18 protein-coding genes, 1 tRNA gene and 1 pseudogene are annotated in these 23,645 nt (G+C 66.4%); 7 read left to right on the top strand and 13 right to left on the bottom strand.

Annotated elements, in window-relative coordinates:
* Positions 1-17 precede the first annotated feature (17 nt).
* The 5 genes from GS4_RS06520 to GS4_RS06500 form a co-directional block, all read right to left on the bottom strand.
* A complete protein-coding gene (locus tag GS4_RS06520) occupies positions 18-1,073 on the bottom strand; it encodes a Shedu anti-phage system protein SduA domain-containing protein (RefSeq protein WP_007618769.1) in 1,056 nt (351 codons plus the stop codon).
* Positions 1,070-2,134 (bottom strand): DNA cytosine methyltransferase, encoded by a 1,065-nt coding sequence (locus GS4_RS06515; RefSeq protein ID WP_007618768.1) that lies wholly within the window; start codon positions 2,132-2,134, stop codon positions 1,070-1,072. The genes GS4_RS06520 and GS4_RS06515 overlap by 4 nt, the downstream gene beginning before the upstream one ends.
* Positions 2,135-2,191: 57 nt before the next feature.
* Complete coding sequence (locus GS4_RS06510) at positions 2,192-2,965, bottom strand: type II restriction endonuclease (protein WP_007618767.1); 774 nt, start codon at positions 2,963-2,965, stop codon at positions 2,192-2,194.
* 121 nt (positions 2,966-3,086) lie between these two features.
* Positions 3,087-3,157, bottom strand: a tRNA-Gly gene (locus tag GS4_RS06505).
* 87 nt (positions 3,158-3,244) lie between these two features.
* Positions 3,245-4,753, bottom strand: coding sequence for an amino acid permease (locus GS4_RS06500; RefSeq protein WP_007618766.1), 1,509 nt, complete (start codon positions 4,751-4,753; stop codon positions 3,245-3,247).
* Positions 4,754-4,988: 235 nt separating this feature from the next.
* Here GS4_RS06500 and GS4_RS06495 point away from each other — a divergent pair, with 235 nt between their 5' ends.
* Positions 4,989-5,840 carry a class I SAM-dependent methyltransferase gene (locus GS4_RS06495; protein ID WP_007618764.1) on the top strand — a complete coding sequence of 284 codons (852 nt, stop codon included), beginning with the start codon at positions 4,989-4,991 and terminating at the stop codon, positions 5,838-5,840.
* A gap of 53 nt (positions 5,841-5,893) precedes the next feature.
* Here GS4_RS06495 and GS4_RS06490 read toward each other — a convergent pair whose 3' ends face one another.
* Positions 5,894-7,666, bottom strand: a complete 1,773-nt coding sequence (locus GS4_RS06490; protein WP_007618762.1) for a glycoside hydrolase family 15 protein — start codon at positions 7,664-7,666, stop codon at positions 5,894-5,896.
* A gap of 166 nt (positions 7,667-7,832) precedes the next feature.
* Here GS4_RS06490 and GS4_RS25120 point away from each other — a divergent pair.
* Positions 7,833-8,179, top strand: a pseudogene (locus GS4_RS25120) (SLC13 family permease); the annotation flags it as partial.
* A gap of 105 nt (positions 8,180-8,284) precedes the next feature.
* On the opposite strand, the gene GS4_RS06485 reads toward GS4_RS25120, so the two are convergent.
* Both GS4_RS06485 and GS4_RS06480 read right to left on the bottom strand, forming a co-directional pair.
* Positions 8,285-9,538 carry a glycosyltransferase gene (locus GS4_RS06485; RefSeq protein WP_007618757.1) on the bottom strand — a complete coding sequence of 418 codons (1,254 nt, stop codon included), beginning with the start codon at positions 9,536-9,538 and terminating at the stop codon, positions 8,285-8,287.
* A gap of 13 nt (positions 9,539-9,551) precedes the next feature.
* Positions 9,552-10,181 carry a TetR/AcrR family transcriptional regulator gene (locus GS4_RS06480; RefSeq protein WP_007618755.1) on the bottom strand — a complete coding sequence of 210 codons (630 nt, stop codon included), beginning with the start codon at positions 10,179-10,181 and terminating at the stop codon, positions 9,552-9,554.
* A gap of 297 nt (positions 10,182-10,478) precedes the next feature.
* Here GS4_RS06480 and GS4_RS24750 point away from each other — a divergent pair, with 297 nt between their 5' ends.
* Positions 10,479-12,113, top strand: coding sequence for an HNH endonuclease signature motif containing protein (locus GS4_RS24750; RefSeq protein ID WP_007618753.1), 1,635 nt, complete (start codon positions 10,479-10,481; stop codon positions 12,111-12,113).
* 38 nt (positions 12,114-12,151) lie between these two features.
* Here the strand turns inward: GS4_RS24750 and GS4_RS06470 are convergent, their stop codons facing one another.
* Positions 12,152-13,666: a hypothetical protein gene (locus GS4_RS06470; protein WP_174343999.1), complete on the bottom strand. Its 1,515-nt coding sequence runs from the start codon at positions 13,664-13,666 to the stop codon at positions 12,152-12,154.
* Between the two features lie 324 nt (positions 13,667-13,990).
* Here GS4_RS06470 and dcd point away from each other — a divergent pair, with 324 nt between their 5' ends.
* From dcd to GS4_RS06455, 3 genes are all read left to right on the top strand, one after another.
* Entirely contained in the window at positions 13,991-14,563 is a 573-nt protein-coding gene (gene dcd, locus GS4_RS06465; RefSeq protein WP_007618749.1) for a dCTP deaminase, read from the top strand.
* Between the two features lie 293 nt (positions 14,564-14,856).
* On the top strand, positions 14,857-16,272 hold the full coding sequence (locus tag GS4_RS06460) for a UDP-glucose dehydrogenase family protein (protein ID WP_040509807.1): 1,416 nt from the start codon (positions 14,857-14,859) through the stop codon (positions 16,270-16,272).
* A 289-nt stretch (positions 16,273-16,561) separates the two neighbouring features.
* Positions 16,562-18,286, top strand: coding sequence for a hypothetical protein (locus GS4_RS06455; RefSeq protein WP_007618744.1), 1,725 nt, complete (start codon positions 16,562-16,564; stop codon positions 18,284-18,286).
* A gap of 130 nt (positions 18,287-18,416) precedes the next feature.
* Here GS4_RS06455 and GS4_RS06450 read toward each other — a convergent pair whose 3' ends face one another.
* The gene (locus tag GS4_RS06450) at positions 18,417-19,229 is read right to left on the bottom strand and encodes a MerR family transcriptional regulator (RefSeq protein WP_007618738.1); all 813 of its coding nucleotides are present in this window, start codon (positions 19,227-19,229) and stop codon (positions 18,417-18,419) included.
* Between the two features lie 64 nt (positions 19,230-19,293).
* Complete coding sequence (locus tag GS4_RS06445; protein WP_007618737.1) at positions 19,294-19,872, bottom strand: TetR/AcrR family transcriptional regulator; 579 nt, start codon at positions 19,870-19,872, stop codon at positions 19,294-19,296.
* A 112-nt stretch (positions 19,873-19,984) separates the two neighbouring features.
* On the opposite strand from GS4_RS06445, the gene GS4_RS06440 reads away from it, so the two are divergent.
* Positions 19,985-21,619, top strand: coding sequence for an MFS transporter (locus tag GS4_RS06440; protein ID WP_007618736.1), 1,635 nt, complete (start codon positions 19,985-19,987; stop codon positions 21,617-21,619).
* On the opposite strand, the gene GS4_RS06435 is transcribed toward GS4_RS06440, so the two are convergent.
* Both GS4_RS06435 and GS4_RS06430 read right to left on the bottom strand, forming a co-directional pair.
* Positions 21,581-22,717: a PDR/VanB family oxidoreductase gene (locus tag GS4_RS06435; protein ID WP_007618735.1), complete on the bottom strand. Its 1,137-nt coding sequence runs from the start codon at positions 22,715-22,717 to the stop codon at positions 21,581-21,583. The two genes, GS4_RS06440 and GS4_RS06435, sit on opposite strands and share 39 nt — an antisense overlap.
* A gap of 20 nt (positions 22,718-22,737) precedes the next feature.
* A complete protein-coding gene (locus GS4_RS06430) occupies positions 22,738-23,616 on the bottom strand; it encodes a metal-dependent hydrolase (RefSeq protein ID WP_040509803.1) in 879 nt (292 codons plus the stop codon).
* Between the last annotated feature and the right edge of the window lie 29 nt (positions 23,617-23,645).

Below are 23,645 nucleotides of genomic sequence, written 5' to 3'. Positions count from 1 at the left end.
AATTGCGGCGTTGACCGTCATACTGCGTCACCGGCTCCGACGACTCCAAGCGCCATGGCATTTCGAGCATTTGCGATCAGTTGGTCGTAAGTGAGCACGCGGACTCGTGAGAGATGGCTGTTGTATATCCGCATCGCCCTGTAGGCCTCTTCCCGGGTGACATCTGTGGTGCACTGATCGAGGTGGCCAACCACAACCGTTCCGATGGCTCGATACACGTCTAAATTCAGCGTCGCGCGGATATTGTCACCTGCGCTGTCCAGCGCGAACAGGTAGTTTTCAACTTGCGAGACGGCTTCGTGGATATCTTTGCCTACTATCCAATGATTCCGGTGTTTAACGAAGAGTCGATTAATGTCAGACCGCTTGAGTTCAACAATGTGGAGGGAGCCGTCGACCGCGGTCAGGGGCACGTCAAGCTCGTCTAGAACTGTGACTGACCGCCGACGTATAGGTTCGATGAAGCGACCACCAAAGATCCAAGAATTTTTCTCGACCAGCTTCTGGAATTCTTTCTCGGACGCAGCGGGGCTCTCGCGCCGAGCCATTTCATCCAGGCGGTCGATGACATCCTTGTGGTTCTCGTCCGTGATCTTGGAAGAGAGCGCAAGTGCCTCCGGCTGGCGAGAAACCATCATCGCAAGTTCTGGATTCTTCGAAACGGCCGCGAAAATGTTCATCAGTGTGCGGTCGTTCTGGCCGGATTGAATGAAGCTGTCCGCTAAGGCGTCAGCCACACTCTTGTCGCCCACCCGGACGTAATGCCCTTCATCTGCCAACAGGCCGTTCAGAAACTTTTGCAGCACCTCTATCTCGTTGTCGCGCAACTTAAACGTCGTGGTGGCATTCTCAAAATCGTAACCGGGTCCAAATTCCTCTCTAGGTACTTCGACGAGAGTGAGTTCGCGCCCAGACGGACTCTCGGGATTGTTTCCAAAATATGACAAAGTAGCTGACTTGAAAGATTTCCCACGCGCCTTGAGGCCGATGCCGTCGCGCCAAAGGACTCTAGGGTTTGACGATCCTCGTATCCACCGTCTGAGCGATGCCTTGAGTGTCTCCTCGTCGGTCAATTCAGGCTCTTCTTGACCTCAGCGATTACTTTCTCCGCCAGTAGCGGTGGCACCGAATTGCCCAGCTGTGCTTGGACACTGGAGCGGGAGCCAACCAACTCGAATTCGTCCGGGAAGCTAAACAACCGCTTCGCCTCGGCCACTCGGAGGCGACGGTTATCCCAATGGAATGGGCCAACGTTGGGCCCGGGCTGTGCCTGGATGGTAGGTGACGGCTTATTGGGGTCAAGCTTCAGTAGGAACGACCAGTACCGGCTGCGCCACTCGAACAATGGTTCCGGATGTCCGCGTTGCGCGGTGTAGTGGAGGTAGTTACTGCCGGGTGGAATGTCGGGCAGGAGCTTTCCGTACTGCCCGCCGACGACTTCCTCGCGCTCGGAGTCTGTGACGAGTCCGTCAAGGGCCTCGCCTGCGGTCACATGGGGGCGTTCGACATTGCCAGTCGACCGGCGCTCCCACTTTCCTCCGTGGGTCGGCTCGGGATGCACTGGTGTGGGCTTTCCCTTAGGCGCGCCAAGTATAAACAGTCGGGGGCGGGCCTGCGCCACGCCGTAGTCCGCAGCGTTCAGAACCTTCAGATTGAAATCGTAACCGGCTTCGTCGATCTCGCGTAGCAGCCGTTCCAGAGCTGGACGGCTCGCGCGGTTGTTGTAGGTAAGCGCGTACACATTCTCTAGAACGAAGGCGCGCGGCCGCGACTCGGACAGCACTCGCGTGTAGGCCTGCAACAGCGACGCATCCGGGTCCAACCCGGACCGCTTCCATTCCAGCCAGAACCCGCTCTTCGAGAATGGCGTGCACGGCGGCCCTCCGACTAGGAGGTCTGGACGCTGGCCCTTACGCAGGCCTGCCGCCCGTAGGATGTCTGACGTCGGGGTGTCGAGGATGTCCTTCTGGATGACCGGCGAGGCCAGCTTCGGGAAGTTCTTCTCCATGGTGAGGGCGGCGTCGCGGTCACGTTCGACCGCTGCGCGCACGTCGAACCCTGCTTGCTCAGCCCCCAGATCGAGGCCGCCCGCTCCCGAAAACAGCGAGATTGTCACGCCCTTGCTGCTTGCCATGCAGCATAGCTTCCCACAAGGGGACGACGATTCGCGGGAGACCCGCCTGAGCTGGGACTATTGATCGTTGAGGAGCTTGTCCAACTGCTGCTGAACGACCTTCCCGATCTTGAAGTTGTGCTTCCGCCAGAACGTGTAGAACTCTGCGGGACTGCCGAAGTCTCCCTGCCCTTCGCGTAGATCCTCGACGCTCTTCACCGCTCCGATGTACTCCCGCGTGGTTGATGACCGGTGCTTACTCCCGATCTTCCACGGAGGTTGGACGATCCATTCGAGGTCGTCTACACGTGCCTTTGATTCGACGTTCAATGTGTAGACGCCGAGGACGTCCAGGTGCGACGCATAGTCGTTAAACGGCCGGAAGGTGCCGGGCCAGTGTAGCGATGGGTAGCGGAAGTACGTGTTGCCGGTGTACAGAGTCACCCGACTCTGAGTGTTCGCGGTTAACCTGCCTGTCTTAGTCCTGCCCCGACGCGCCATTTTGACGTCGACGGCGTGGAATCCGCCGCCGAAAGCCTCGCCAGAAATTTCTAGGTCTGGATACCCACGTTCGTTACCTCGCTCCGCAGTTGCGCCAGGCACTGTGTCGACGCGTCCCAGGATGAAGTCGACGATGCTGACTTCGAGAATGTTGGCAAGTGCGGCGGACTCCTTTGGCAGAGGCATGATCTGACCCGTCGATTCAAGCAACTGCTGAAGCTCTTGTTCGCTGTTCGCGACAACTGGCCATGATATGTCAGTGCGCCGTCGGAAGATGCCCCCAAGGTCAAACGCGTAGTCCGCACACTGCTCGCGGAGCCAGTTCTCGACGTTGAGCGCCTCTGATGTCACGGCTGATCAGTTTAAGGGCTTGTCGCCGCCATCGGTGACAAGCGGCCCCGTCGAGGCCCCGAATCATCCGAACGAACCACGAAAGCCCCGGCCAAACCGCTCTGACCAGGGCTTTCATCGGAGCCGATGACGGGAATCGAACCCGCGTATTCAGCTTGGGAAGCTGATGTTCTGCCATTGAACTACATCGGCGTGCGAGGCCGAGCCTCGCGACCGTCAGCCTAGCAAACCCCAGTACGAGCGGTGGATAAGGCGGGCGCGGGGACCGACGACGTCCGATCAGCCGACCACGTCGGGGTCCGGATCACGGTGCGCCGATGCGGCCGACGTGGGTGACAGGTCGGCGGTTCGCAGGTCCACCGTCGGGCTGCGGGTGATCAGCTTGTGCCCCCACCACAGGGCCAAGAACACGAAGAGCGCTCCGTAGGCGGTGAGCCAGAGTTCGAGATTCCCGGCGGACCCGTCGCGGATGGCGGGCAGGTTCTGCCCGGCGATGACCGCGATGCTCATGAGCAACGCGATGACGGGACCGGCCGGATAGAGCCACGCCTTGTACGGCAGCTCGCCGAGGTCGCGGCCCTGTATGTTCCACGCCCGCCGGAATCGGTAGTGAGCCCAGGCGATTCCCATCCAGGTGACGAACCCGGCCACCGACGACGCGGTGACCAGCCAGACGTACGCGCGGCCGTCGCCCACCCGGCTGGCCAGAAAACACAGCGCACCGATGGCGGTCGTGGCCGCCACGGCCAGCAGTGGCACCCCGGATCGCGTGACCCAGGCGAACACACGCGGCGCATTGCCCTGGACCGACAATCCATACAGCGCGCGGGTGGCAGCGAACAGACTCGCGTTACCCGCCGACAGGATGGCGATCAGGATCACCGCGTTCATGATCGATGCCGCGACCGCGATTCCCGCATCCGAGAACACCAGGGTGAACGGGGCGATCGCGATGTTCTCCTCGGACGCGTTCAGCAGGTTGGGGTCGGTGTACGGGATCAGGAAGGCGATGATGGTCAGGGTGCCGACGTAGAACAGCAGGATCCGCACGAAGACGGTGCGCACCGCCCGCGGGATGGCAGTCTTCGGTTCGACCGCTTCACCGGCGGCGACTGCGATCATCTCGGTCCCCTGGAACGCGAAGCCGGCGATGAGGAACACCGACAACATGCCCAGCGGGAAGTCTACGAAGGGCGCGTCGTCCAGGGTCCAGTTGCTGAACCCGGGCGACGGGCCGTCGCCGACGACACCCAGAACCAAGAGCACACCGACGATGAGGAAGACCACCACCGCGATCACCTTGATCGCCGCGAACCAGAACTCGGCCTCACCGAATGCCTTGACCGCGAAGAGGTTCAGCGCCAACAAGCCGACCAGGAAGACCACCGACCAGATCCATGAGGGCACGTCGGGTGCCCAGTACTTCATGATCAGACCGGCTGCCACCAGCTCGGCCGCCAAGGTCACCGACCAGTTGAGCCAGTAGTTCCACCCCGCTGCGAAGCCGAAGGACTGGCTCACGAATCGCTTGCCGTACTCCTCGAACGGGTTGCTGCACGGGATGTGGGCCGACATCTCGCCGAGGCTCTGCATGAGGAAGAACACCATGCAGCCCATTAGCAGGTAGGCCAGGATGGCGCCGCCCGGGCCCGCATCGGAGATGGTGGCGCCGGACGCCACGAAGAGCCCCGTGCCGATCGCGCCGCCGAGCGCGAGCATGCTGATGTGGCGGCTCTGGAGCCCCTTGCGCAGGGACTCGTCAGGGGTGATTCCCAGAGGACTGGACACCCGCAGAGTCTAACGGCTGCAAGGGGCCCGGGCGGTCCTTGTCGGCGGGTCAGTGCGCGGCAGACGTATCACCGCGCCGAGTGTCGCCGGATCGGCCGACGCTCAGGCGGTCACCACGTCCGGAGCGCGTCCGTTCTCTCGGGCGGGGAGTCCCGTTCCGTGCGCCGAGCCGTCGGGCCGTGATGCGCGTGACGATCGCCCCCGAATCGTGGTCAGCGGGGTTACCGTTGCGACCGTGAGCAACGAGGCGATGCGGCAGACGTGGGCGGGTGCGGGCTCGGGATGGGTGGAGAACGAGTCCATCTTCGACTCCCTGTTCACTCCGTTCACCGAGGCTCTGGCATCGGCCGCGCAGTTGTCCGCGGGGCAGCGGCTTCTCGACATCGGTTGCGGCTCAGGCACATTGCTCGCCGTCGCCGCAGACGCGGGTGCACAGCCGGTGGGCGTCGACATCTCCGCCGCGATGGTCGATGCCGCACGCCGTCGGGTGCCATCGGCCACCGTCGTCCTGGCCGATGCCCAGTCCGACGATCTCCTCGCCACGGCCCCCGGCCCGGCCTTCGATCAGGTGGTCTCCCGGTTCGGGGTGATGTTCTTCGCCGACCCGGTGGCTGCCTTCGCCAACATCCGTCGGGCCTCGACGCCGGGAGCCGGCCTGGCCTTCGCGTGCTGGCGCGACGACGACAACCCGATGTTCACCCTCGGGGTCGACGTCCTCACCGCACGTCTCGACCCCTCGCCGGCGCCTCCCTCACCGACCGCACCCGGTCCACGCTCGTTCGGTGACCCCGACCGCGTGCGACGCATCCTCACCGAGTCGGGATGGGGTGACATCGGCATCGAACCCGTCGATGCCGAGATGGACTTCGGGTTCGCCGGGACCGACGGAATCGAAGAGCGACTGGGCACGATCCTCGCCGGGACGACCGGGAGTCGGGCCCGCGCCGAACTCGAACCACGACTCGGCGCCCAGGGGTGGGAAGAGTTGCTCGACGAGGTGCGCGCGTCGTTGCGCAGCGCTCTCACCGGCACATCACTGGTCATGCCCGGCCGAATCTGGTTGGTCACCGCCCGAAACCCGGACTAGCGCCTGAGTTCCGGTGCACATGCGGTCGCTGGACGACCCCAGGTGCACCGGGATCATCTGCTGTCGGACAGTGCGTCGGCGGCACGCACGAACGCCAGATGCGAGAGTGCCTGCGGCGTGTTCCCGACCTGCCGCTTTCCGTCGATGTCGTACTCCTCGGAGAACAGGCCCAGGTCGTTGGCCGCCGACACCGCGCGCTCCATCAGCGCCTCGGCATCCTCGCGCCGACCACTCGTCGCGTACTGGGTCACCAACCAGAACGTGCATGCGAGAAAAGGGAATTCGTCACCCTCGAGTCCGTCCACACCCGATGAGGTCCGATACCGGTGCACCAGACCGCCGTTCATCAGCGTCGCCTCGATGGCGTCGACGGTTGCGAGCATGCGCGGATCGTCGGGTGCGCAGAATCCCACCTGGGGCAACAGGAGAAGCGAGGCGTCGACCTCGTCGGTGCCGGCGAACTGGACGAACCGACTGGTCGCCGGATCGACCCCGTCGCTGTCGATCTCGGCGCGGACCCGGTCACGCAACTCCCGCCAGTGATCGGGTGAACCGTCGAGCCCGTGGTTCTCGCAGGCGCGGATGCCCCGATCGAAGGCCGCCCAGATCATCGCCCGCGAGTGGGTGAACATGTGTGGTTCACCGCGCATCTCCCAGATCCCGTTGTCGGGACGCTCCAGATTCGCCTCGACCTGCTCGAGCAGCGCCTTCTGCAACGACCACGACATCGCCGTCTCATCGAGACCGGCCACGCGCGCTTCCTCCAGACCGCACATCACCTCGCCGATGACGTCGCCCTGGTACTGGTGTACCGCCCCGTTGCCGATGCGTACCGGGGCCGAGCCCTGGTAACCGGGAAGGTTCGGGAGTTCCCGTTCGGTCAGATCTCGTTCACCGGCGATGCCGTACATGATCTGCAGTTCTTCGGTGTTGCCGGCGATGGCCCGTAGCAACCACATCCGCCAGTGTTCGGCGACGTGCAGGAACCCGTGATGGACAAGCGCTTCCAGCGTCAGCGAGGCATCGCGCAGCCATACGTAGCGGTAGTCCCAGTTGCGCGAGCCGCCGAACTGTTCGGGCAACGACGTGGTGGCCGCCGCCACGATGCCGCCGGTGTCGAGGTTGCTCAGCGCACGCAGGGTGATCAACGACCTGATCATCTGTTCGTGATGCGGCCCGGAGTGATCGATGCGGCTCGACCACGCCGTCCACCACCCCAGCGTGAGATCCAGCGCCGCACCGACATCCAGGGGCTCGGGCTCGGGGCGGTGGGACAGATACCAGGTGAGGGTCAGGTCGACGGTGATGCCCGGTTCGACGGTGAAGAACCCCCGGTGCACGTTGCCGTCGGCGTGCAACGCGACCCCACGCACCACCACCGCATCGGGACCGGCGATGGCCCGCAACGCCGGCCCGGCCGCATCACCGACCTGGAGCACCCACGGAATGGCCCGCGCGTAGTCGAATCGCAACCGGAGGTCGGTCTGGAACTCCACGTGTCCGGAGATGCCGACCACGCGACGGACGAGATCGTTGCGTCCGCCGTCGATCGGCATGAACTCGTGGACCTCGGCGACCCCCGTCGACGTCTCCCACCGGGTGACCAGGACGAGCGTGTCACCGGAATACTCCCTCGTGCTGCGGGCCGCCGCGTCCCGGGGTGCGAGGCTCCAGTGTCCGTGGTCGGGTTCGCCGACCAGCGCGGCGAAGATCGACGGAGAATCGAACCGTGGCACACAGAACCAGTCGATGTCGCCACGCCTCGAGACGAGAGCGGCGGTCCGGCAGTCTCCGACGAGTCCGTAGTCCTCGATGGTGGGGCGCATGCCCTGATTCTCACCTGGAAATCGACCTGATATCGGCGAACCGGGTGAGCGCGCCGCCGAGGTGACGCCGGGGACGCGTCGGCGCCTCCTGATCGGACTCGCTGCGAGCGTCGCGCCGACCGCGCTCTAGTACGCGATCCGGCCCGCCGACGCCGGCAAGGGCCCACGTCTCACCGCCGCCACCGCGGTCCTGATGGGCATCTGGATGAGCGAGGCCATCCCGATCCCCGCGACAGCCCCTGCTGCCCCTGGTCATCTTCCCGGTGTTCGGAGCCGACGTCGACGGCGAGTCGAGCTCGGTCAACGACGTCGGCGCTTGCCTACGGCAACGACGTCATCTTCCTGTTCATGGGCGGTTCCATCATCGCCCTGGTGATGCAGCGCTGGAACCTGCACCGGCGCATAGCGTTGGTCACCGTGGCCGTCATGGGAACCCGTCCGCCGATGGTGATCGCCGGGTTCATGATCGCCACCGGTTTCCTCTCGAGGTGGTTGTCCAACACCGCAAGAGCCTGATCCGCGGTGAACTCGACGCGCTGGGGCCGATGTCACCGGGGGAGATCCGGGTGGCCGGTGCGGCGATCATCTTCCTCACCGAGATCACCAGCAACACCGCGGTTAGGCCCGTGCGGTCTCGAGGATGTTGGTGATTGTCGCGATTGCGGCGGTGGCGCCGTCATCGTTGGCGATGGCGGTCGAGATGTCCTGTGCCCGGGTGCGATACTGTCCGCCGTCGAGGGTTGCGGTGATCGCTGCGGCAAGCCGGGAGGCGGTGAGTTTCGACCGTGTGATCGTCGCGGGACTGGCGCCGAGCGCCGTGAGGCGACGTGCCCAGAAGGGTTGGTCTCCGCCAGGCGAAGGCACGGCGATGGTGGGAACTCCGGCGCGGAGTCCGGCGGCGGTGGTACCTGCGCCACAGGAGTGCACTACGGCGCTGACCCGGGGGAATAGCCAGTCGTGCGGCAGGGGGCCGACCGTGAAGATGTTGTCCGCGGCGGCGGGTTCGAGCGATGTTCCACCGGACTGGACTATTCCACGCACCCGCGCTGATTCGAGGGCCTGGCGCACTGTCTCGGCAAGTTGTGCTGCGTCGTCGGGCGGCAGCATGAGGCTGCCGAATCCGACGTAGACCGGGGGCGGTCCCGCGACGAGGAATCTCTCGAGGTCGGCGGGCGGTGTCCACCCTGGGGTGTTGCGGGGCCACCAGTAGCCGACGACCTCGAGACTCGCCCGCCAGTCGTCCGGTCGTGGCACCACAGATGGGGAGAATCCGTGAAGGATAGGCCAGTTGTTGGCGGTGCGTTCTCGCCGCAGTGAGCGTGCCGACCGAGACGGTAGATCCAGGTCTGCGCGCAGTGATGCCAATGTCTTGCCGTAGAAGCGGTCGAACCATCGTGCTGCGGATCGCCCAGTGCTGCGGTTGATCACTGAGCCGGCGTTCCAGGCGCCGAGCAGTGTGGGCGGGAAGTTGTAGGTGGCCGACATCGGCTGTAGCCGCAGACCCGCGCTAGGGATTCCCCGTGCTTCGGCGAGAGGGTGTCCGGCGAGTTCGGCGAACGGGGTGAGCAGCACGACGTCGGCGGGTACGTCGGCGACCGCGGCGAGCAGGTTACGGCTCAGCTGGCGCATCCCCTTCGGTTTGACCATCTGCATGGCCAGCTTCATGGGATCGTCGGTGGCCGGACCTGCCCCTTGGTCCAGCTTGAAATCGACCGGGCGTGCATCGATACCGAGCACGGTGAGTTCGTCGACCAGCTCGGTGTTGGTCGTCATGGTCACGTGGTGACCGGAAGCAATTAGGCCGCAGGCGATGTCGGTCAGCGGCATGATGTCGCCGCGTGAGCCGTAAGCGGCGATCAGTATGTTGGCCACGTGGGGCTCCGATCTAGGAAGAGGTGTTAGGTTCTGCCGCTCGCAGGAAGATGTCGACGAGGTCCTGGGCGTAGGTGGATAGGTCGAAGTCGGGTTCGACGGTGCTTCTCAGCAGCGCCCCGCCGATCGCGCTGCGCGTAGCAAGCGCCAGCGACTCGATGGCTGCGCCGCCGAACTCGCCGTCGGCCTTGCCTTGGCGATAGATCACCTCGAGGTCGATGCGGGCGAGCGCGTCCAGGTGGCTCGGGTCGATGTCCAAGTTGGCGAGGCGTTTGCCGTCGCGCCCGCGGAAGTTGTTGGCGATCTCTGTGAGCGCCAGTTGGTGATCGCGATGTGTTCCGATGTAGGCCAGGTGGGTTCTGATGTGAGCGGCCAGTTTTCCGGCGGCGGTCTCCTCGATGTCGACCGCGGGAAGCATCACCTCGATCAATGCGCGGTAGCACTCGGACACGATCGCGGCCACCAGATCGTCTTTGTGTCCGAAGTGATACAGCACCACACTCATCGCCACTCCGGCCCGTTCGGCGATCTTACGGACCGAGGCCTGCGTGTAGCCCAGCTCGGCGATTGCTCCGATGCCACACTCCACGATCTGGGCGCGACGAGCTGTCTCAGTGAAAGTCGGCCCGCCTCTAGATCGCATGATCTAACTCTAGATCACGTGATCTACGGTGTCCACGCCGGCTTACGCATCCGAATCTGAAATCCACGACCGATCCCCGGGGCTGCGGTTCACGGAGCTGCCCTCAACGCTCAGAGGGCACCCCCGGACCATGCCCCAACCAAGACCGCCCTGTCACCGAAGTCCTGACACACCAAGTGTCACCGAAACTCCCGATTCGGAGCCGTCGCCGATTTCCCGACACATCGCGGTTGCGCAGCCGCGTGACGGAGTGTAGGATTCGAACAAACGTTCGATGAAGCTATGAGGAGAGACGACATGGCTTCAGACGAGCCGACAATCCTCACCGCACCGCCAGATGATCGAAGCGCGGTCTGTAAGTCCCACTCCGGCAACAGTTCTCGCGATGGTGGCGCCCCGCGCATGGCCGAACTCTATGAGCGGCTGCATGGAGTGCTCGATGAGATCGCCGCGTCTTCGAGCTTCGATTGCACCGACACCGAGATCCTGAAGCTCCTGGACGCGCACGAGGCCGCGGCACGTCGGCTCGAGTCGATCGGCATCGACCGCATCGTCGAGACATCCGACCGCGACGCGCAGCGCGTGGCCGGCACGCGGTCGCTGTCCAAGTACCTCGCCGAGCGCCTGCGCATCGGCGGCGAGGCCATCCGCCGACTCCGCCACGCCGAGGCCCTCGGCCGGTTCCACAGCGTGCACGGTGAAGAACTCGAACCACGTTGTCCCGCAACTGCTACTGCGCTGTCCGACGGAGCTATCGACCGTCGCCATGTCGACGTCATCCTCGACGTCCTCAAGCGCATCCCCGCTCAGGTCGACGCCGAGATGCGCGCGCTGGCCGACCAGGTCCTCGCCCACTACGCCCGCGAGTGCACGCCCACGGAACTGAAGCGGCTGGGCGCACAGATCCTCGCGCACCTCGACGAAGACGGGCAGCTCACCGACGATCGGGATCGCGCACGTCGCCGAGGCCTTCGAGTGAGTGCGCAAGACCCGCAACTCATGTCGCAGCTCACCGCCACCCTCACCCCAACCACGCGGGCCATGCTCGACGTCGTCCTCGCGGTCTGGGGAGCGCCTGGGATGAACAACCCCGACGACCCGGAATCGCCCACCGGCTCCGCATCGGATGCCGACCCGCAGCAACTCGACGACGCGATGAAGCGAGACGGCCGAACGTTCGAGCAACGCCAGCACGACGCCTTCACCGCGCTGCTGACCTGCATCCTCGACAACGGTCACCTCGGCGGCTCACACCACGGCCTGCCGCCCCAACTGATCGTCACCATCAGCGAGTCGGCTCTTCGCCACGCGGCGGGCACCGCAACCATCGACGGCACGGACCGAGCCGAAGGCGCGGCCGACAGCAAGCGCCCCGACAGCAGCCGCCCCGACACGGATGGTGTCGAGCGCGGCCGAGCAGCAAGCAACGCCGCAGCGCGGCAACCGATTCCGACTGCGACCGGAACTCTGCTGCCGCTGTCCGACGTGGTGGAACTGGCCGCCCGAGCCCACCACCATCTGGTGGTCTTCCGCGATCACACCAACGAGATCCTCTACTTCGGTCGTCAACGTCGTCTCGCATCCCGCTCACAACGACTTGCAGCCATGGCGCGCGACGGCGGATGCACGACACCCGGCTGCACGCGTCCGCCCTTCGACTGCCAGATCCACCACGTCACCGACTGGGCGGCAGGTGGCGCCACCGACATCGACTCGCTGACGACGGCATGCGCACCCGACAATCGCGCCGTCAACTCCGGTCCGCACGGATGGCGAACGACCGTAGCGCAATCAGGACGGCAACGGGGACGGGCCATCTGGCATCCACCAGACGGTCACCCCGACCCGACACCGCGAACGAACCGAATACACGACCTCGACGAGATCATCGAACAGTTCCGACGTGCCCGACGCTCCGCACCCTCCGGCTGAGAGCCGTATCCCACGAATGGCGAACCGGCCGTAAGAACCTACCAGCGCACCCGGCCGGCCGGCGTACCCGACACCTTCGTCGCGTTCGCCTGATTCCGCGACCGCGCGTCGGTGCCACGCGCCCGCTCGGGGTGTGAATCCTCCTGCAAGCACAACGATCGGAGCACGTTGTGGAACACGACCAACCCGTACAGATTCGGCGCACTCACGATGCCCGACGACCGCGGGATCATGTCCGCGGTGATCCCCAACCCGGGGAACAACTCGTTTGCCAACGACGCCGCCGGATCGACCCCCGCATTCGACCAGGCCAACTCGATGATGTGCGCGGTCAACGCGTACGCGTAGTACGCCGCGGTCAACGACTTGGTCACCGACAACGAGCCCAACGGGATCGTCTTACCGAAGTCGGCGCCCTCGTAACGGTTCTTGTTGAGTCCGATGATGATGTCGGTGGGTGCGCCGCTGATGTACGGGACGAATGTGAGCCCCAACGACAGGACCGTCTCGACCGCGGTGAAGTCCGCCGGATCGGCCGGGATCAGGTTCGGATGGACCCTGGCCTGCTTCATGAACGCCTGCAGCCGACCAGTCATGTCGGTGATCTGCTGATCCGTCGCCGGGTTCTTCGACACAGCCTTCAGATAGGTCGACGTGCGGGACACGATGCGCGACAACGGCAGCGAGCCGATCGGCCGGCAGGAGTCGGCATCGGCCACCAACACCTGCGATGCGATGTCCCGCACGATCTGCGGCGTCTGGCCGGCAAAGCGCAGGTCCTTGATCGACTTGCCCGCGCGCTCCTTCTCCGACCGCGTCACCGACACCACACACGCATCGACCAACGAATTGCTCAGCGCCTTGTAGATCTGGGTCGAGGCGAACACCCCGATCAGGATCGGCAACGTGACGATTGTGCCCACCGAGATCGGACCGGCCAGCGGCGCGATCGACGGGATCGAGCGCCGCACGATGGTCAGCGGAACCATCACCGTCACATACAGATACAGCCAGACCGTCTCCACCGCCTGCGACAGCGTGAGGTCCTCGGCGCGGATCACCTGGCCGTCGCGGCCCTCGCGGACGTTGATCAGCTGCGTGACGATCCACTGCGAGATCGGATCGCGGTAGGTGCTGATCGGATCGTCCTCGTCGGCACCCAGATCCGACGGATGACTGGACACCGACAACGTCGACACGCGAGCCGCCCGCAGATCCCGATGCGCCCGCGCCTTGATGGACGGGGCCTGCGCGCGGGTGGCGGCAGGCAGGATCGGCAACAACGAGTCGAACACGGCGTCGAAGACGACGCCCAGCGTCGCGAACTGCGACCCGACACACTCGCGTGGCTCGGTGCCGGAGCCCGACGACTCCGGTGAGCGCTTCAGGAGCGGCTTGACGGGACGCTTCGACGGCTGAGCCGACCGCGCACCCGGCGCCGACGGCACACCGGACCGCTGAGCCGACTCTGGCCCCGATGACTGTGGCCCCGACGAGTGCGGCGCCGCCGACGCGACGGCACCACCACGCTCACCGATCGTCGAGACGACCACGCAGGTCACCGTCAGCGCTGCTATCAGCCCGACGACGATCCGACGCGATCCTCTGCCAACCCCCGTACCCCGACCATGCCCCCGACCAGAACTGCGCATCGTTCCTCTCGACCCCGACCGAGCTGACCGGCGATGACCGGACCGCTGACACAAGGGGTCACTCTAAGGTCACGGATCGCAGTTATCCATGGTTCGGCGAAGCCGGCGCACAAGTCGACCGCCGGTGGACATCGACGGTTCACCTCCCGGCCCGATGGACCAGTCGAACCCGTCTGGGTCGCCAGTCGGTCCGGGGCGGGCGCCGGTCCGATAACCTCGATCCTTGTGCTGCTCTCCGATCGCGACATCCGCGCCGAGATCGCCGACGGTCGTCTGGCCCTCGACCCGTTCGATCCCGCCCTCGTCCAACCGTCGAGCGTCGACGTCCGGCTCGACAGTCTGTTCCGGGTCTTCAACAACACCAAGTACACCCACATCGATCCGGCGCAGCGGCAGGACGAGCTGACGACGCTGGTCGAGCCGGCCGAGGGAGAGCCCTTCGTGCTGCACCCGGGCGAGTTCGTCCTCGGTTCAACGCTGGAGGTCTGCACGCTGCCCGACGATCTCGCCGGTCGCCTCGAGGGCAAGTCCTCGCTCGGCCGCCTCGGGTTGCTGACGCACTCGACCGCGGGCTTCATCGATCCTGGCTTCTCCGGTCACATCACCCTGGAACTGTCCAACGTGGCGAACCTGCCGATCACGCTGTGGCCGGGTATGAAGATCGGCCAGCTGTGCCTGATCCGGCTCAGCAGCCCGGCCGAGCACCCGTACGGCAGTGCCGCGGTCGGGTCCAAGTACCAGGGGCAGCGCGGACCGACGCCGTCGAAGGCGTACCTGAACTTCATCCGCGCCGACTGAGATCCCCGCCGACCGAGTTCCCCGCCGACCGAGTTCTCCGCCGGTTGGGATCCCGCCGACTGGGCCCCGTGCCACCGTCCGGCCACCCGGCGGCACAACGGCTGCGGTGGCCGGATCGGTAATAGCAGTACCCCTGTACTGCTGAAATGTCGTCCCCGATCCTCGCCGACACTCCGCTGGTCACCTGATCCTGGCCGGGTGTTCACCGAGGGTGACGGGTGTTCATCGGGCTGATCCGACACCGCCACCCGACGGTTGCCGCCCCGCAGCGCGCCGGGCGTACCCACAAAGACATGAAGCTGACGACTATCGGTTGCGGGTACCTCGGAGCTACGCACGCGGCGTGCATGGCCGAACTCGGTCACCACGTGTTGGGTGTCGATGTCGATGCCGAGAAGGTCGCCCGCCTGCGTGACGGTGACGTCCCCTTCTTCGAGCCGGGGCTCGCCGACGTCCTGCGTCGCAACATCGATGCGGGCCGTCTCCAGTTCACGACGGATTACCACGAGGTGGCCGCCTTCGGATCGGTCCACTTCCTGGGCGTCGGGACTCCGCAACAGCAGCGCGGACACGCCGCCGACACCGGCCACGTCGAGGCCGCCATCGATTCGCTCACTCCGCTGCTGCGCGGTCAGCACCTGATCATCGGCAAGTCCACGGTCCCGGTCGGCACGGCCGCCTCGCTGGCCCAGCGCATCGCGGTGCTCGCAGCGCCGGGGTCGGATGTGGAGCTCGCCTGGAGTCCCGAGTTCCTGCGCGAGGGCTTTGCCGTGGAGGACACGCTGGAACCCGACCGCCTCGTGCTGGGCACCGACCCGCAGCGCGCCGACTCGATCGCCGAGCAGGTCGTGGCGGAGGTCTACCGCGAGGTGCTCGAGTCCGGAACTCCCTTCATCCGGACCGACTGGGCCACCGCGGAACTGGTCAAGGTGGCGGCGAATGCCTTTCTCGCCACGAAGATCTCGTTCATCAACGCGGTCAGCGAGGTCTGCGAGATCGTCGACGCCGACGTCTCGACCCTCGCCGACGCGATCGGCTACGACCAGCGCATCGGACGCAAGTTCCTCAACGCGGGCGTCGGTTTCGGCGGCGGCTGCCTGCCCAAGGACATCCGCGCCTTCATGGCGCGTGCGGAAGAGTTGGGCGCCAACCAAGCTCTGCGATTCCTGCGGGAGGTGGACGCGGTCAACATGCGTCGGCGTGGCGCGCTCGTGGACCTGGTCGCCGATGCGTGCGGCGGCGAGGTCCTGGGCACCAACATCGCCATGCTGGGAGCGGCATTCAAGCCGGAGTCCGACGACGTCCGGGACTCGCCGGCACTGAACGTCGCCGGGCAGCTCGCCTTGCGCGGCGCCCCTGTCACGGTGTTCGACCCCAAGGCGATGGACAACTCGCGCCGGATGTACCCGATGCTGCGCTACGCCGAGAGCGCATCGGACGCGTGCGAGCAGGCAGACGTCGTGGTGGTCGCCACCGAGTGGGCCGAATTCGTGCACATGGCGCCGGAGGAGCTCACGCCGGTGGTGCGCAACCGGGTCATCGTCGACGGCCGTCGGTGCCTCGATCCGGGCATGTGGCGGTCGGCCGGCTGGACCTACTCGGCCATCGGCGGAGCCACCCGTGACCGGATCAGTGTGCGACCCGACAGTCGTGAGGTGCGGCGCCCGGAGGGGGTCCGTGGTACCGGTGGAGTCGTGGTCACCGGCTGAACATGCGGTGGCCGGCAGCACTACACGGAGACTTCTCGATCGTGACCGTGTTAGTTTGTTGTCGGCGAAGACCGGGGTGATGCAACCGGGTCGTGATGACCCACCCGCATCGCTCCCGGCGCGGTGGGGAGGCCGTGCCCGTATGAACTCAGGAAATTCGATGACCCTTGACCCGGCGGCGAGCTCAGATCGTGGGTCGCCTCGGCGATCCCGTGCGAGCGCACCGGGTGCGGACGACGGTGGGGGCCGTTCGTCCGCGACCGCCGTGCGCAGGACGCTGTCCGATGCGGTGGCAGACGGAATCCGACGCCACCAGCGTGATCTCGGGCTGCCCGAGGACGAGCCGTTCGTCCTGCTGGATCTCACGGAGATCGGCCTGCGCATCGCAGTCATCGACGGCGCCTCCGCCGTGATCGTCCACGAGAGCCTGACCGCGGCGATCCGTACGGAGCTGCTCGATCGTCTGATCGCCGACCATCTGGTCCGGGCCGGTCGCGTCGACCAGCCGGAGACCCCCGCGTGGGCTGCCGAACTGCTCGACCTGACCGCTCGCGGGCGCGTGCGGCTGCAGTCGTCCGACGGCGCGTTCATCATGGGCCGCGAACACGTCCGGCTGTTCCGCGTCACCCGACGTGACGTCGACGAGTCGACCCGGGACGTCGCGGTCGAGATCGACCGACTGTGGCAGGAGATCGCCGAGGAGGCGCCTCGTCCGGTCCGCTCGGTGGTGATCACCGCCGGCCATCACGACTGGCCCGGATGGCGCACGTCGCTCACCCAGACCGCGCCGGTGCCGGTGATCACGCTCGACGAAGAGGTCACCGCGGGCATCGCTTCGTTCCAGCGCGCAGGCGCATCGCGCGGCACGACGCCGGTCAACCGACTGGGCACGTCCCCTGATCGTTCGTCATCCGAGCGATCGAATCCACCGGCGGCGACCGGTGCCGCACGCGGACCGGATGAGGGTCCACGCGTGCGCCCCACCCGCGACCGGATGACCGACCCCGCGTCAGCTGCATCGAGCACGGCAGCATCGAGCACGGCAGCATCGAGCACGGCAGCATCGAGCGCGGCAGCCGCCACGGCCGCCGCAGCAGCCGCGGACTCGATGGCGCCCGTTGTGCCGCATCCCGCGGGTACCGTCCCCGGCGCCGACCCCGCAGATCCCTCGACGCCGACCGGGGACGCTGAGTCCCAGCGTCCGGCCGCGTCCGATCCAGCAACGCTGGAGCCGACACCGATCGCCTCGGAGGCGTGGACGGCATCGGACCCGACAGCCGCCGCAGTCGCGAACTCGAGCACGGGCGGAACCACGTCGGCATCGCCGACCGCTGGGGACCATTCGCCGATAGCTGCGGTCGAGTCGACGATGCCCATCCAGGGGTGGGCAGCGGGTACCCCGCAGTCGGAGCCGCCGCGCGCATACTCGTCGGCCCCGCTCGATCAGCCGATCTCGGCTGCGCTCAACGCTTCTGCCGCTCAAACGGCCGCGGCGGGGCCGCCGTCGGACAATCTGCCGGCCTTCCGTCCGGCTCCGGCGTGGGAACCGACCGGCCGCGAGGTCGACCCGATCTTCTCGATCGCCATGCGCCGCGGCGTGGGACTCCAACGACCCGAGACGCGACGCAAGGTGCTGATCGGCGGTGGCGCGGTCGCCGCTCTGATCGGCATCGTCGTGGTCTCCGCGATGAGTCTGTCCGGCTCCGACGACGTCTCGCCGTCGGCTACGGGCGAGACCCGAGCCACCGCACCCCAGAACCCGACCGGCCAGAACCCGACGGGCCAGAACCCGACCGGCAGTACCGCGCCATCGGCTCCGGCCTACGCCGACCCCCGTGAACTCGCCGATGCTCGCGTGCCGGCCGAGCGGTACAGCCCGCCTCCGCCGGTGGCCACCGGCGGTGAGTCACAGTCGGGTTCCGACCGTGCGCCGAACCGTCCGCGGCCGCGTCCGGCACCACGCCGATCGATCCCGAACCCGATCCCCGGGCTCCCGCCGATCCTCCTGCCCTGAGGATCTCGCTGCCCTGAGGATCTCGCTGCCCTGAGGATCTCGCTGTCCTGGCGAGTTGCTGCCCTGAAGAGTTGCGGCGCCTTCGGCGTCACGCAGCACTCTGCCGGCCAGTTACTCAGTCGGCGTTAACTCAGTCGGCGACGTCCGACGCGGTCGGGCCCTCGCCGTCCCGTGCCGTATCGTCCACCGCGGCGTTGGCCGCATCCCGCGCACGCCCGAGGTAGTCCTCGAGCTGCCGGGCCAGGTCGCGATCGAGCGCGCGGTCCAGCGCGTTGTGCGCCGACACCGTGCCCGCCCGACGCAATTCGGTCAACAGCTCAGCCGCCCAGTCGGATTCGACGTCGGTCTGGGGAATCCATCCGTCGGAATGGCCTTCGGTCACCGCGCGCCGACCCGCCGAGATCACGGTCTCGGCCACCGCCGACATTTCTCGGTCCAGACGACCGTGGACGTCGACGATGCCGCTCAACGGCAAGCCCAGCTTGACCAGTCGGCCGTATGCCGACACAGTCTCCTGGTCGAGGATGGTGTACCGCGCCGGCGGTGACCCGTCGTCCTCGGGGCGGATCAGGCCGAACTCGATGAGTCGTTGGAACAGTGCAGGATTGGCCGAGTTGAGCAGGTCCTTCAGGTCGACCGTCGTCATCGTCGTCGACGTGGCGGTGGACCACGGCTCCGACACCACCTCGCGGAGGCCGAGTACATCGGCGAGATCGTCGCCGCGCTGGATGCCGAGCAGGAACTCGCCGATGTGCCGGATGGTGAAGCCGCGCTTGAGTAGATCGTTGATCACGCGGAGTCGGGCGAGGTGGGTGTCGGTGTAGATCGCGATGCGGCCGCGACGCACAGGACGTGGCAGCAGGCCGCGGTCCTGGTAGCCGCGGACGTTGCGGGTCGTCGTCCCCGCTGCCCTGGCCAGGTCGTCGATCCGGTACTCGGTCATCCGAACAGTGTTCCAGATCCTCCTGCGGCGTCGGTCCGCCCTGTGCAGATCCTGCAGCCGCCGGTCAGCCGGGCGCCACACCCCGCGCGATGAGCGACAGGACGTTCTCGTAGTTCTCGGTCGCGTCGATGGTCAGCGGCTGTGCGGTCATGAGTTCGAGGCTCATCGCCCCGTGCACGCACGACCACACCTGCAGGGCCAGATCTGCCGGGTCGCCCGCGACGATGATCCCGCCGGCCTGCCCGTAGCGGATGACCTCGACGAATCGCCCGAATGCATTCTCGGCGACCGCGGGATCAGGTCGGCAGCGACCCGAGAACATGAGCGCGTAGAGACGCGGGTACGAGGCGGCGAACCGGCGGTAGGCGCGACCGCTCGCGAAGAGCCGTTCCAGCGGGTCGCTGTCGGTGGTGCTGATCGCTCGGGCGAACTCCTCGAAACCGTCGGAGACCACGGCGTCGAGCAGGCCGTCCTTGCCGTCGAAGTGGTTGTAGACGCCCATGGGCGCCACTCGGGCCTCGCCGGCGACGGCCCGGACCGTCAAGGCCGACTCCCCATCGCGTTCGAGGATGCGACGTCCGGCGGTGATCAACGCAGCGCGGACCTCGGTGGCCGGCGTACGGGGCGAGCGGGTCGACGTCATGGGTCACAAACTACTGGACTCGCGTTCCGCAATTGTGTAACACTGTTCTACATAAATAGGACAGCGTTCTATTCATCGAGCGTCCGCCCACACTCGAAGACCTGGAGGAACCATGACCGAACACCCGGAGACACGAGTCCCGCCGAATGCGCCCGAGAGGGGCTCGCGTCGATGGTTCGCTCTCGTCGCGCTCTGCTTCGCCGTGCTGCTGGTGATGATCGACAACACGATCGTCAACGTCGCGCTGCCGACGATGTCGCGTGAGCTCGATGCGGGGATCTCGGGCTTGCAGTGGATCGTCGACGCCTACACGCTCGTCTTCGCCGGGCTGCTGCTCACCGGCGGCTACCTGGGAGATCGGTACGGGCACCGGCGGATGCTCCTCGCCGGCATCGCGGGCTTCGGTGCCGTGTCCGTGCTGGCCGCGCTGTCGGGTGGGTTGAATCAACTCATCGCCGCGCGTGGTGGTCTCGGCCTGTTCGCGGCCCTCGTCTTCCCGGCCACGCTTGCGATCCTGACCAGGATCTTCACCGACGCCAAGGAACGCGCTGTGGCCGTGGGTGTCTGGGCTGCGACGTCCGGAGTCGCCGTCGCCATCGGCCCGGTACTCGGCGGATGGCTGCTCGAGCACTACTCGTGGCCGTCGGTTTTCTGGATCAACGTGCCCTTCGGTGTGATGGCCGCTGCAGCCATCGTGGTCGTCGTGCCGGCCGCGCCGCCGGTCGCCACCTCCCGGTTCGACATCGTCGGACTGTTGCTGTCCGTCGCGGGGCTCGGCCTGTTGACCTACTCGGTGATCGAGGGTCCGCACTTCGGCTGGACGGATCCGCGCACCATCGGCGGGCTCGCGCTCGCGGCGATCGCCCTCGCCGGCTTCGTGATCCGTCAGTTGCGGGTGGACAACCCGATCCTGGACGTGCGTCTGTTCACCAACCGGCATTTCGCGACCGCAGCCGGGATGATCTCGGTCGCGTTCTTCGCGCTGTTCGGCTTCATCTTCCTGATCACGCAGTTCTTCCAGGTGGTCAAGGGTTATGGGCCGTTGGAGGCCGGTGTCCGTACGCTGCCGTTCGCGATCGTGATGGCGGTGCTCTCGCCGGTGGCGATGGCGCTGTCGCATCGATTCGGACCGCGAGCAGTCGCCGCGGTCGGTGCACTGCTGATGTCGGCGGGATTCGGTCTGGTCGAGTTCTCCGACCGGCTCTCCACGTACTGGGGTCTGATCATCTGGGCGATGGCCCTGATGGCGGCGGGACTGGCCTTCATCTCGGGCCCGTGCACGCAGGTCATCATGGATTCGCTACGTCCGGAACAGGCCGGGGCCGGTTCCGCGGTCAACGACACCACCCGCGAGGTCGGCGGCACCCTCGGGGTTGCGGTCCTCGGATCGGTGCTGACTTCGGTCTATGTCTCGGGCGTGGCGGATCGGCTTGCCGCGCTGCGGGTTCCCGGAGAAGTGCAGTCGATCGCGGAGGGATCGGTGATGGCCGGTGCCGAGGTCGCCCGCAGGGCACCCGCCGCGGTGTCCGAGGCGATGCGCATCGCCGTCGACGACGCCTTCGTGGCGGGTCTGCACCAGGCGGTCTGGGTCGCAGTCGGGGTCACCGCGGTGGCAGCGGTCGCTGCAGCGATCCTGCTGCGACCGAGAACGACTCCCGCGACTCCGACGACTTCTACCGGGGACCGGCCGGCGTCCGGTCTCGACCGCTCAGAGATCGAGGACGAGGTCCGTTCCGGCACAGCGTGACACACAGGTCAGGAACGCACCGTCGGCGCGTTCCGGCTCGGTGAGGATGTTGTCCCGATGGTCGACCTCGCCGGCCAGTGTGTGCACCCGGCAAGTCCCGCAGAAGCCCTGTTGACAGGAGTACGGGACTGCCGGGCGCACGCGTCGGATGGCGGCGAGGGCGGACTCGGTCGCGCCGACCCGAACCTGCTCACCGGTGGAGGCCAACGTGACCGTGAACTCGCGGCCGTCGAGAACCGGTGGCGGGCTGAACCGTTCGTAGTGGAGCTCCACATCGGGACGCTCGCGCAGCGCCTGGCGGACGGCCTCCAGAAGTGGCACCGGACCACAGCAGTACACCGATGGGCGAACACCCTCGACCTGCCCGTCGGCAAGGGGACCGAGGAGGTCTGCCACCCCCGGCAGTCCCGACTCGTCGTCGGTGCGGATGGTGATCCGGTCGCCGAAGCGGGCGAGTTCGTCGAGGAACGGCAAGGTGTCCCGGGATCGGCCGGTGTAGACCATCGACCAGTCGAGTCCCAGACGTTCGGCGGCGGAGAGCATGGGCAGGATCGGGGTGATGCCGATACCGGCCGCGATGAACCGCAGCGTTGTGGCCGGCGACCCGTGGCCTGGGACGGCGATGGGGAAGGCGTTGCGCGGCCCCTTGATCCGGATCGGTGCGCCGACCGTCAGGGTGTCGTGCACCTCGATCGATCCGCCACCGCCCTCCGGGATGCGCCGGACCGCTATCCGATAACTCGACGCGTCGGCGGGATCTCCGCACAGCGAGTACTCGCGCATCCGACCGGACGGCAGGAGGACGTCGAGGTGTGCGCCCGCATGCCATCGGGGTAGCTCGCCACCGTCGGGGGCGACGAGCGTCAGGGCGACGACGTCCTCGTCCTCGGCGACGACCTCACGCCGGGCGACCCGTAGTGTGCGCACCCCGTCGTCGCGGCGCGGTTCGGTCACCGACGACAGTGGCCGCCAGAACGGCCACCAGATCCGCGCGGCGGTGGTTGCCGCGGCCAACAGTGGATCGGACCTCCATCGTCCGTACAGGTCGGGCGGTGGTACCGACATGGTGGTGCTGTGCGGATGCGCGCGCTGGTTCACTGCGATCGACCTCGATCCGCTCAGGACGCGTTGCGTGCGGCGGGTGACGCCGCCAGGTAGGCGACGGCTTGTGCGGTGTTGCCGATCTCATCCGGATGGAAGCCCGGACGGAAATACGAGAACGTCGCGAGCACCACCGATCGCATCTTCGGCAGCACCCCCGCGCGTACTCCACGGAAGTAGTGGTACTCACGCTGGAAGAAGTTGTAGCGCAAGCTCTTGTCCTGCTTGATGATGAATCGGAAGCCGCGGTTGATCAGGATGAGCAGCGCCGGTAGTGCCACCAACATCGAACGGCCTCGGCGGAGATAGCCGTCGGCGAAGTACGTCGCCACATCGTGTGCCACCGCCCGGTGCTCGACCTCCTCGGCGCCGTGCCAGGTGAACAGGTCGGCCATGACCGGGTCCGCGCCGCACTCGACCCATCGGTTGTTGAGTGCGAAGTCGCCGAGGATGGCGGTGTAGTGCTCCAGTGCGGCGATCAGCCACAACCGCTCGACGAGATGCTTGTGACGGGCCTCGGGGGTGCCGCCCTCCATGGGGCCCAACATCTTCCGGAAGATCCACTCCATCTGCGCCTGGAACGGACGCGGATCGATGCCGCGCGCGTCGAGGAACTCCCACAGGACCTTGTCGTGTGCCTCGGCATGCATTGCCTCCTGGCCGACGAACCCGCGCATCGTTGCGGCTAGCTCCTCGTCGTGGACCATCGGCAGAGCTTCGTTGTAGGTCTGCACGAACCAGCGTTCCCCCTCGGGGAGAAGGAGATTGAGCACACTGATGAAATTCGAGGGCACCGGGTGATCGGGGATCCAGTGCAGCGGGGTCTGCGACCAGTCGAAGGCCACGTTGCGCGCGTGCAACTCGACGGGGCCGGGATCGGTGTCGGGCAGCGTCACCCGCGACGCGTGCCCGCGATGTTCGCGTG

Source organism: Gordonia soli NBRC 108243 (assembly GCF_000334455.1).
GTDB lineage: Bacteria > Actinomycetota > Actinomycetes > Mycobacteriales > Mycobacteriaceae > Gordonia > Gordonia soli.
Note: the sequence above shows the minus strand (reverse complement) of the source record. Positions and strands in the feature narration are given on the sequence as shown.

Bases quoted from the DNA above. Each gene is read 5' to 3' on its own strand.
- GS4_RS06480 (WP_007618755.1), bottom strand. From the start codon at position 10,181: ATGCGATCTAGAGGCGGGCCGACTTTCACTGAGACAGCTCGTCGCGCC.
- GS4_RS06450 (WP_007618738.1), bottom strand. From the start codon at position 19,229: ATGACCGAGTACCGGATCGACGACCTGGCCAGGGCAGCGGGGACGACG.
- GS4_RS06515 (WP_007618768.1), bottom strand. From the start codon at position 2,134: ATGGCAAGCAGCAAGGGCGTGACAATCTCGCTGTTTTCGGGAGCGGGC.
- GS4_RS24750 (WP_007618753.1), top strand. From the start codon at position 10,479: ATGGCTTCAGACGAGCCGACAATCCTCACCGCACCGCCAGATGATCGA.
- GS4_RS06440 (WP_007618736.1), top strand. From the start codon at position 19,985: ATGACCGAACACCCGGAGACACGAGTCCCGCCGAATGCGCCCGAGAGG.
- GS4_RS06490 (WP_007618762.1), bottom strand. From the start codon at position 7,666: ATGCGCCCCACCATCGAGGACTACGGACTCGTCGGAGACTGCCGGACC.
- GS4_RS06460 (WP_040509807.1), top strand. From the start codon at position 14,857: ATGAAGCTGACGACTATCGGTTGCGGGTACCTCGGAGCTACGCACGCG.
- GS4_RS06445 (WP_007618737.1), bottom strand. From the start codon at position 19,872: ATGACGTCGACCCGCTCGCCCCGTACGCCGGCCACCGAGGTCCGCGCT.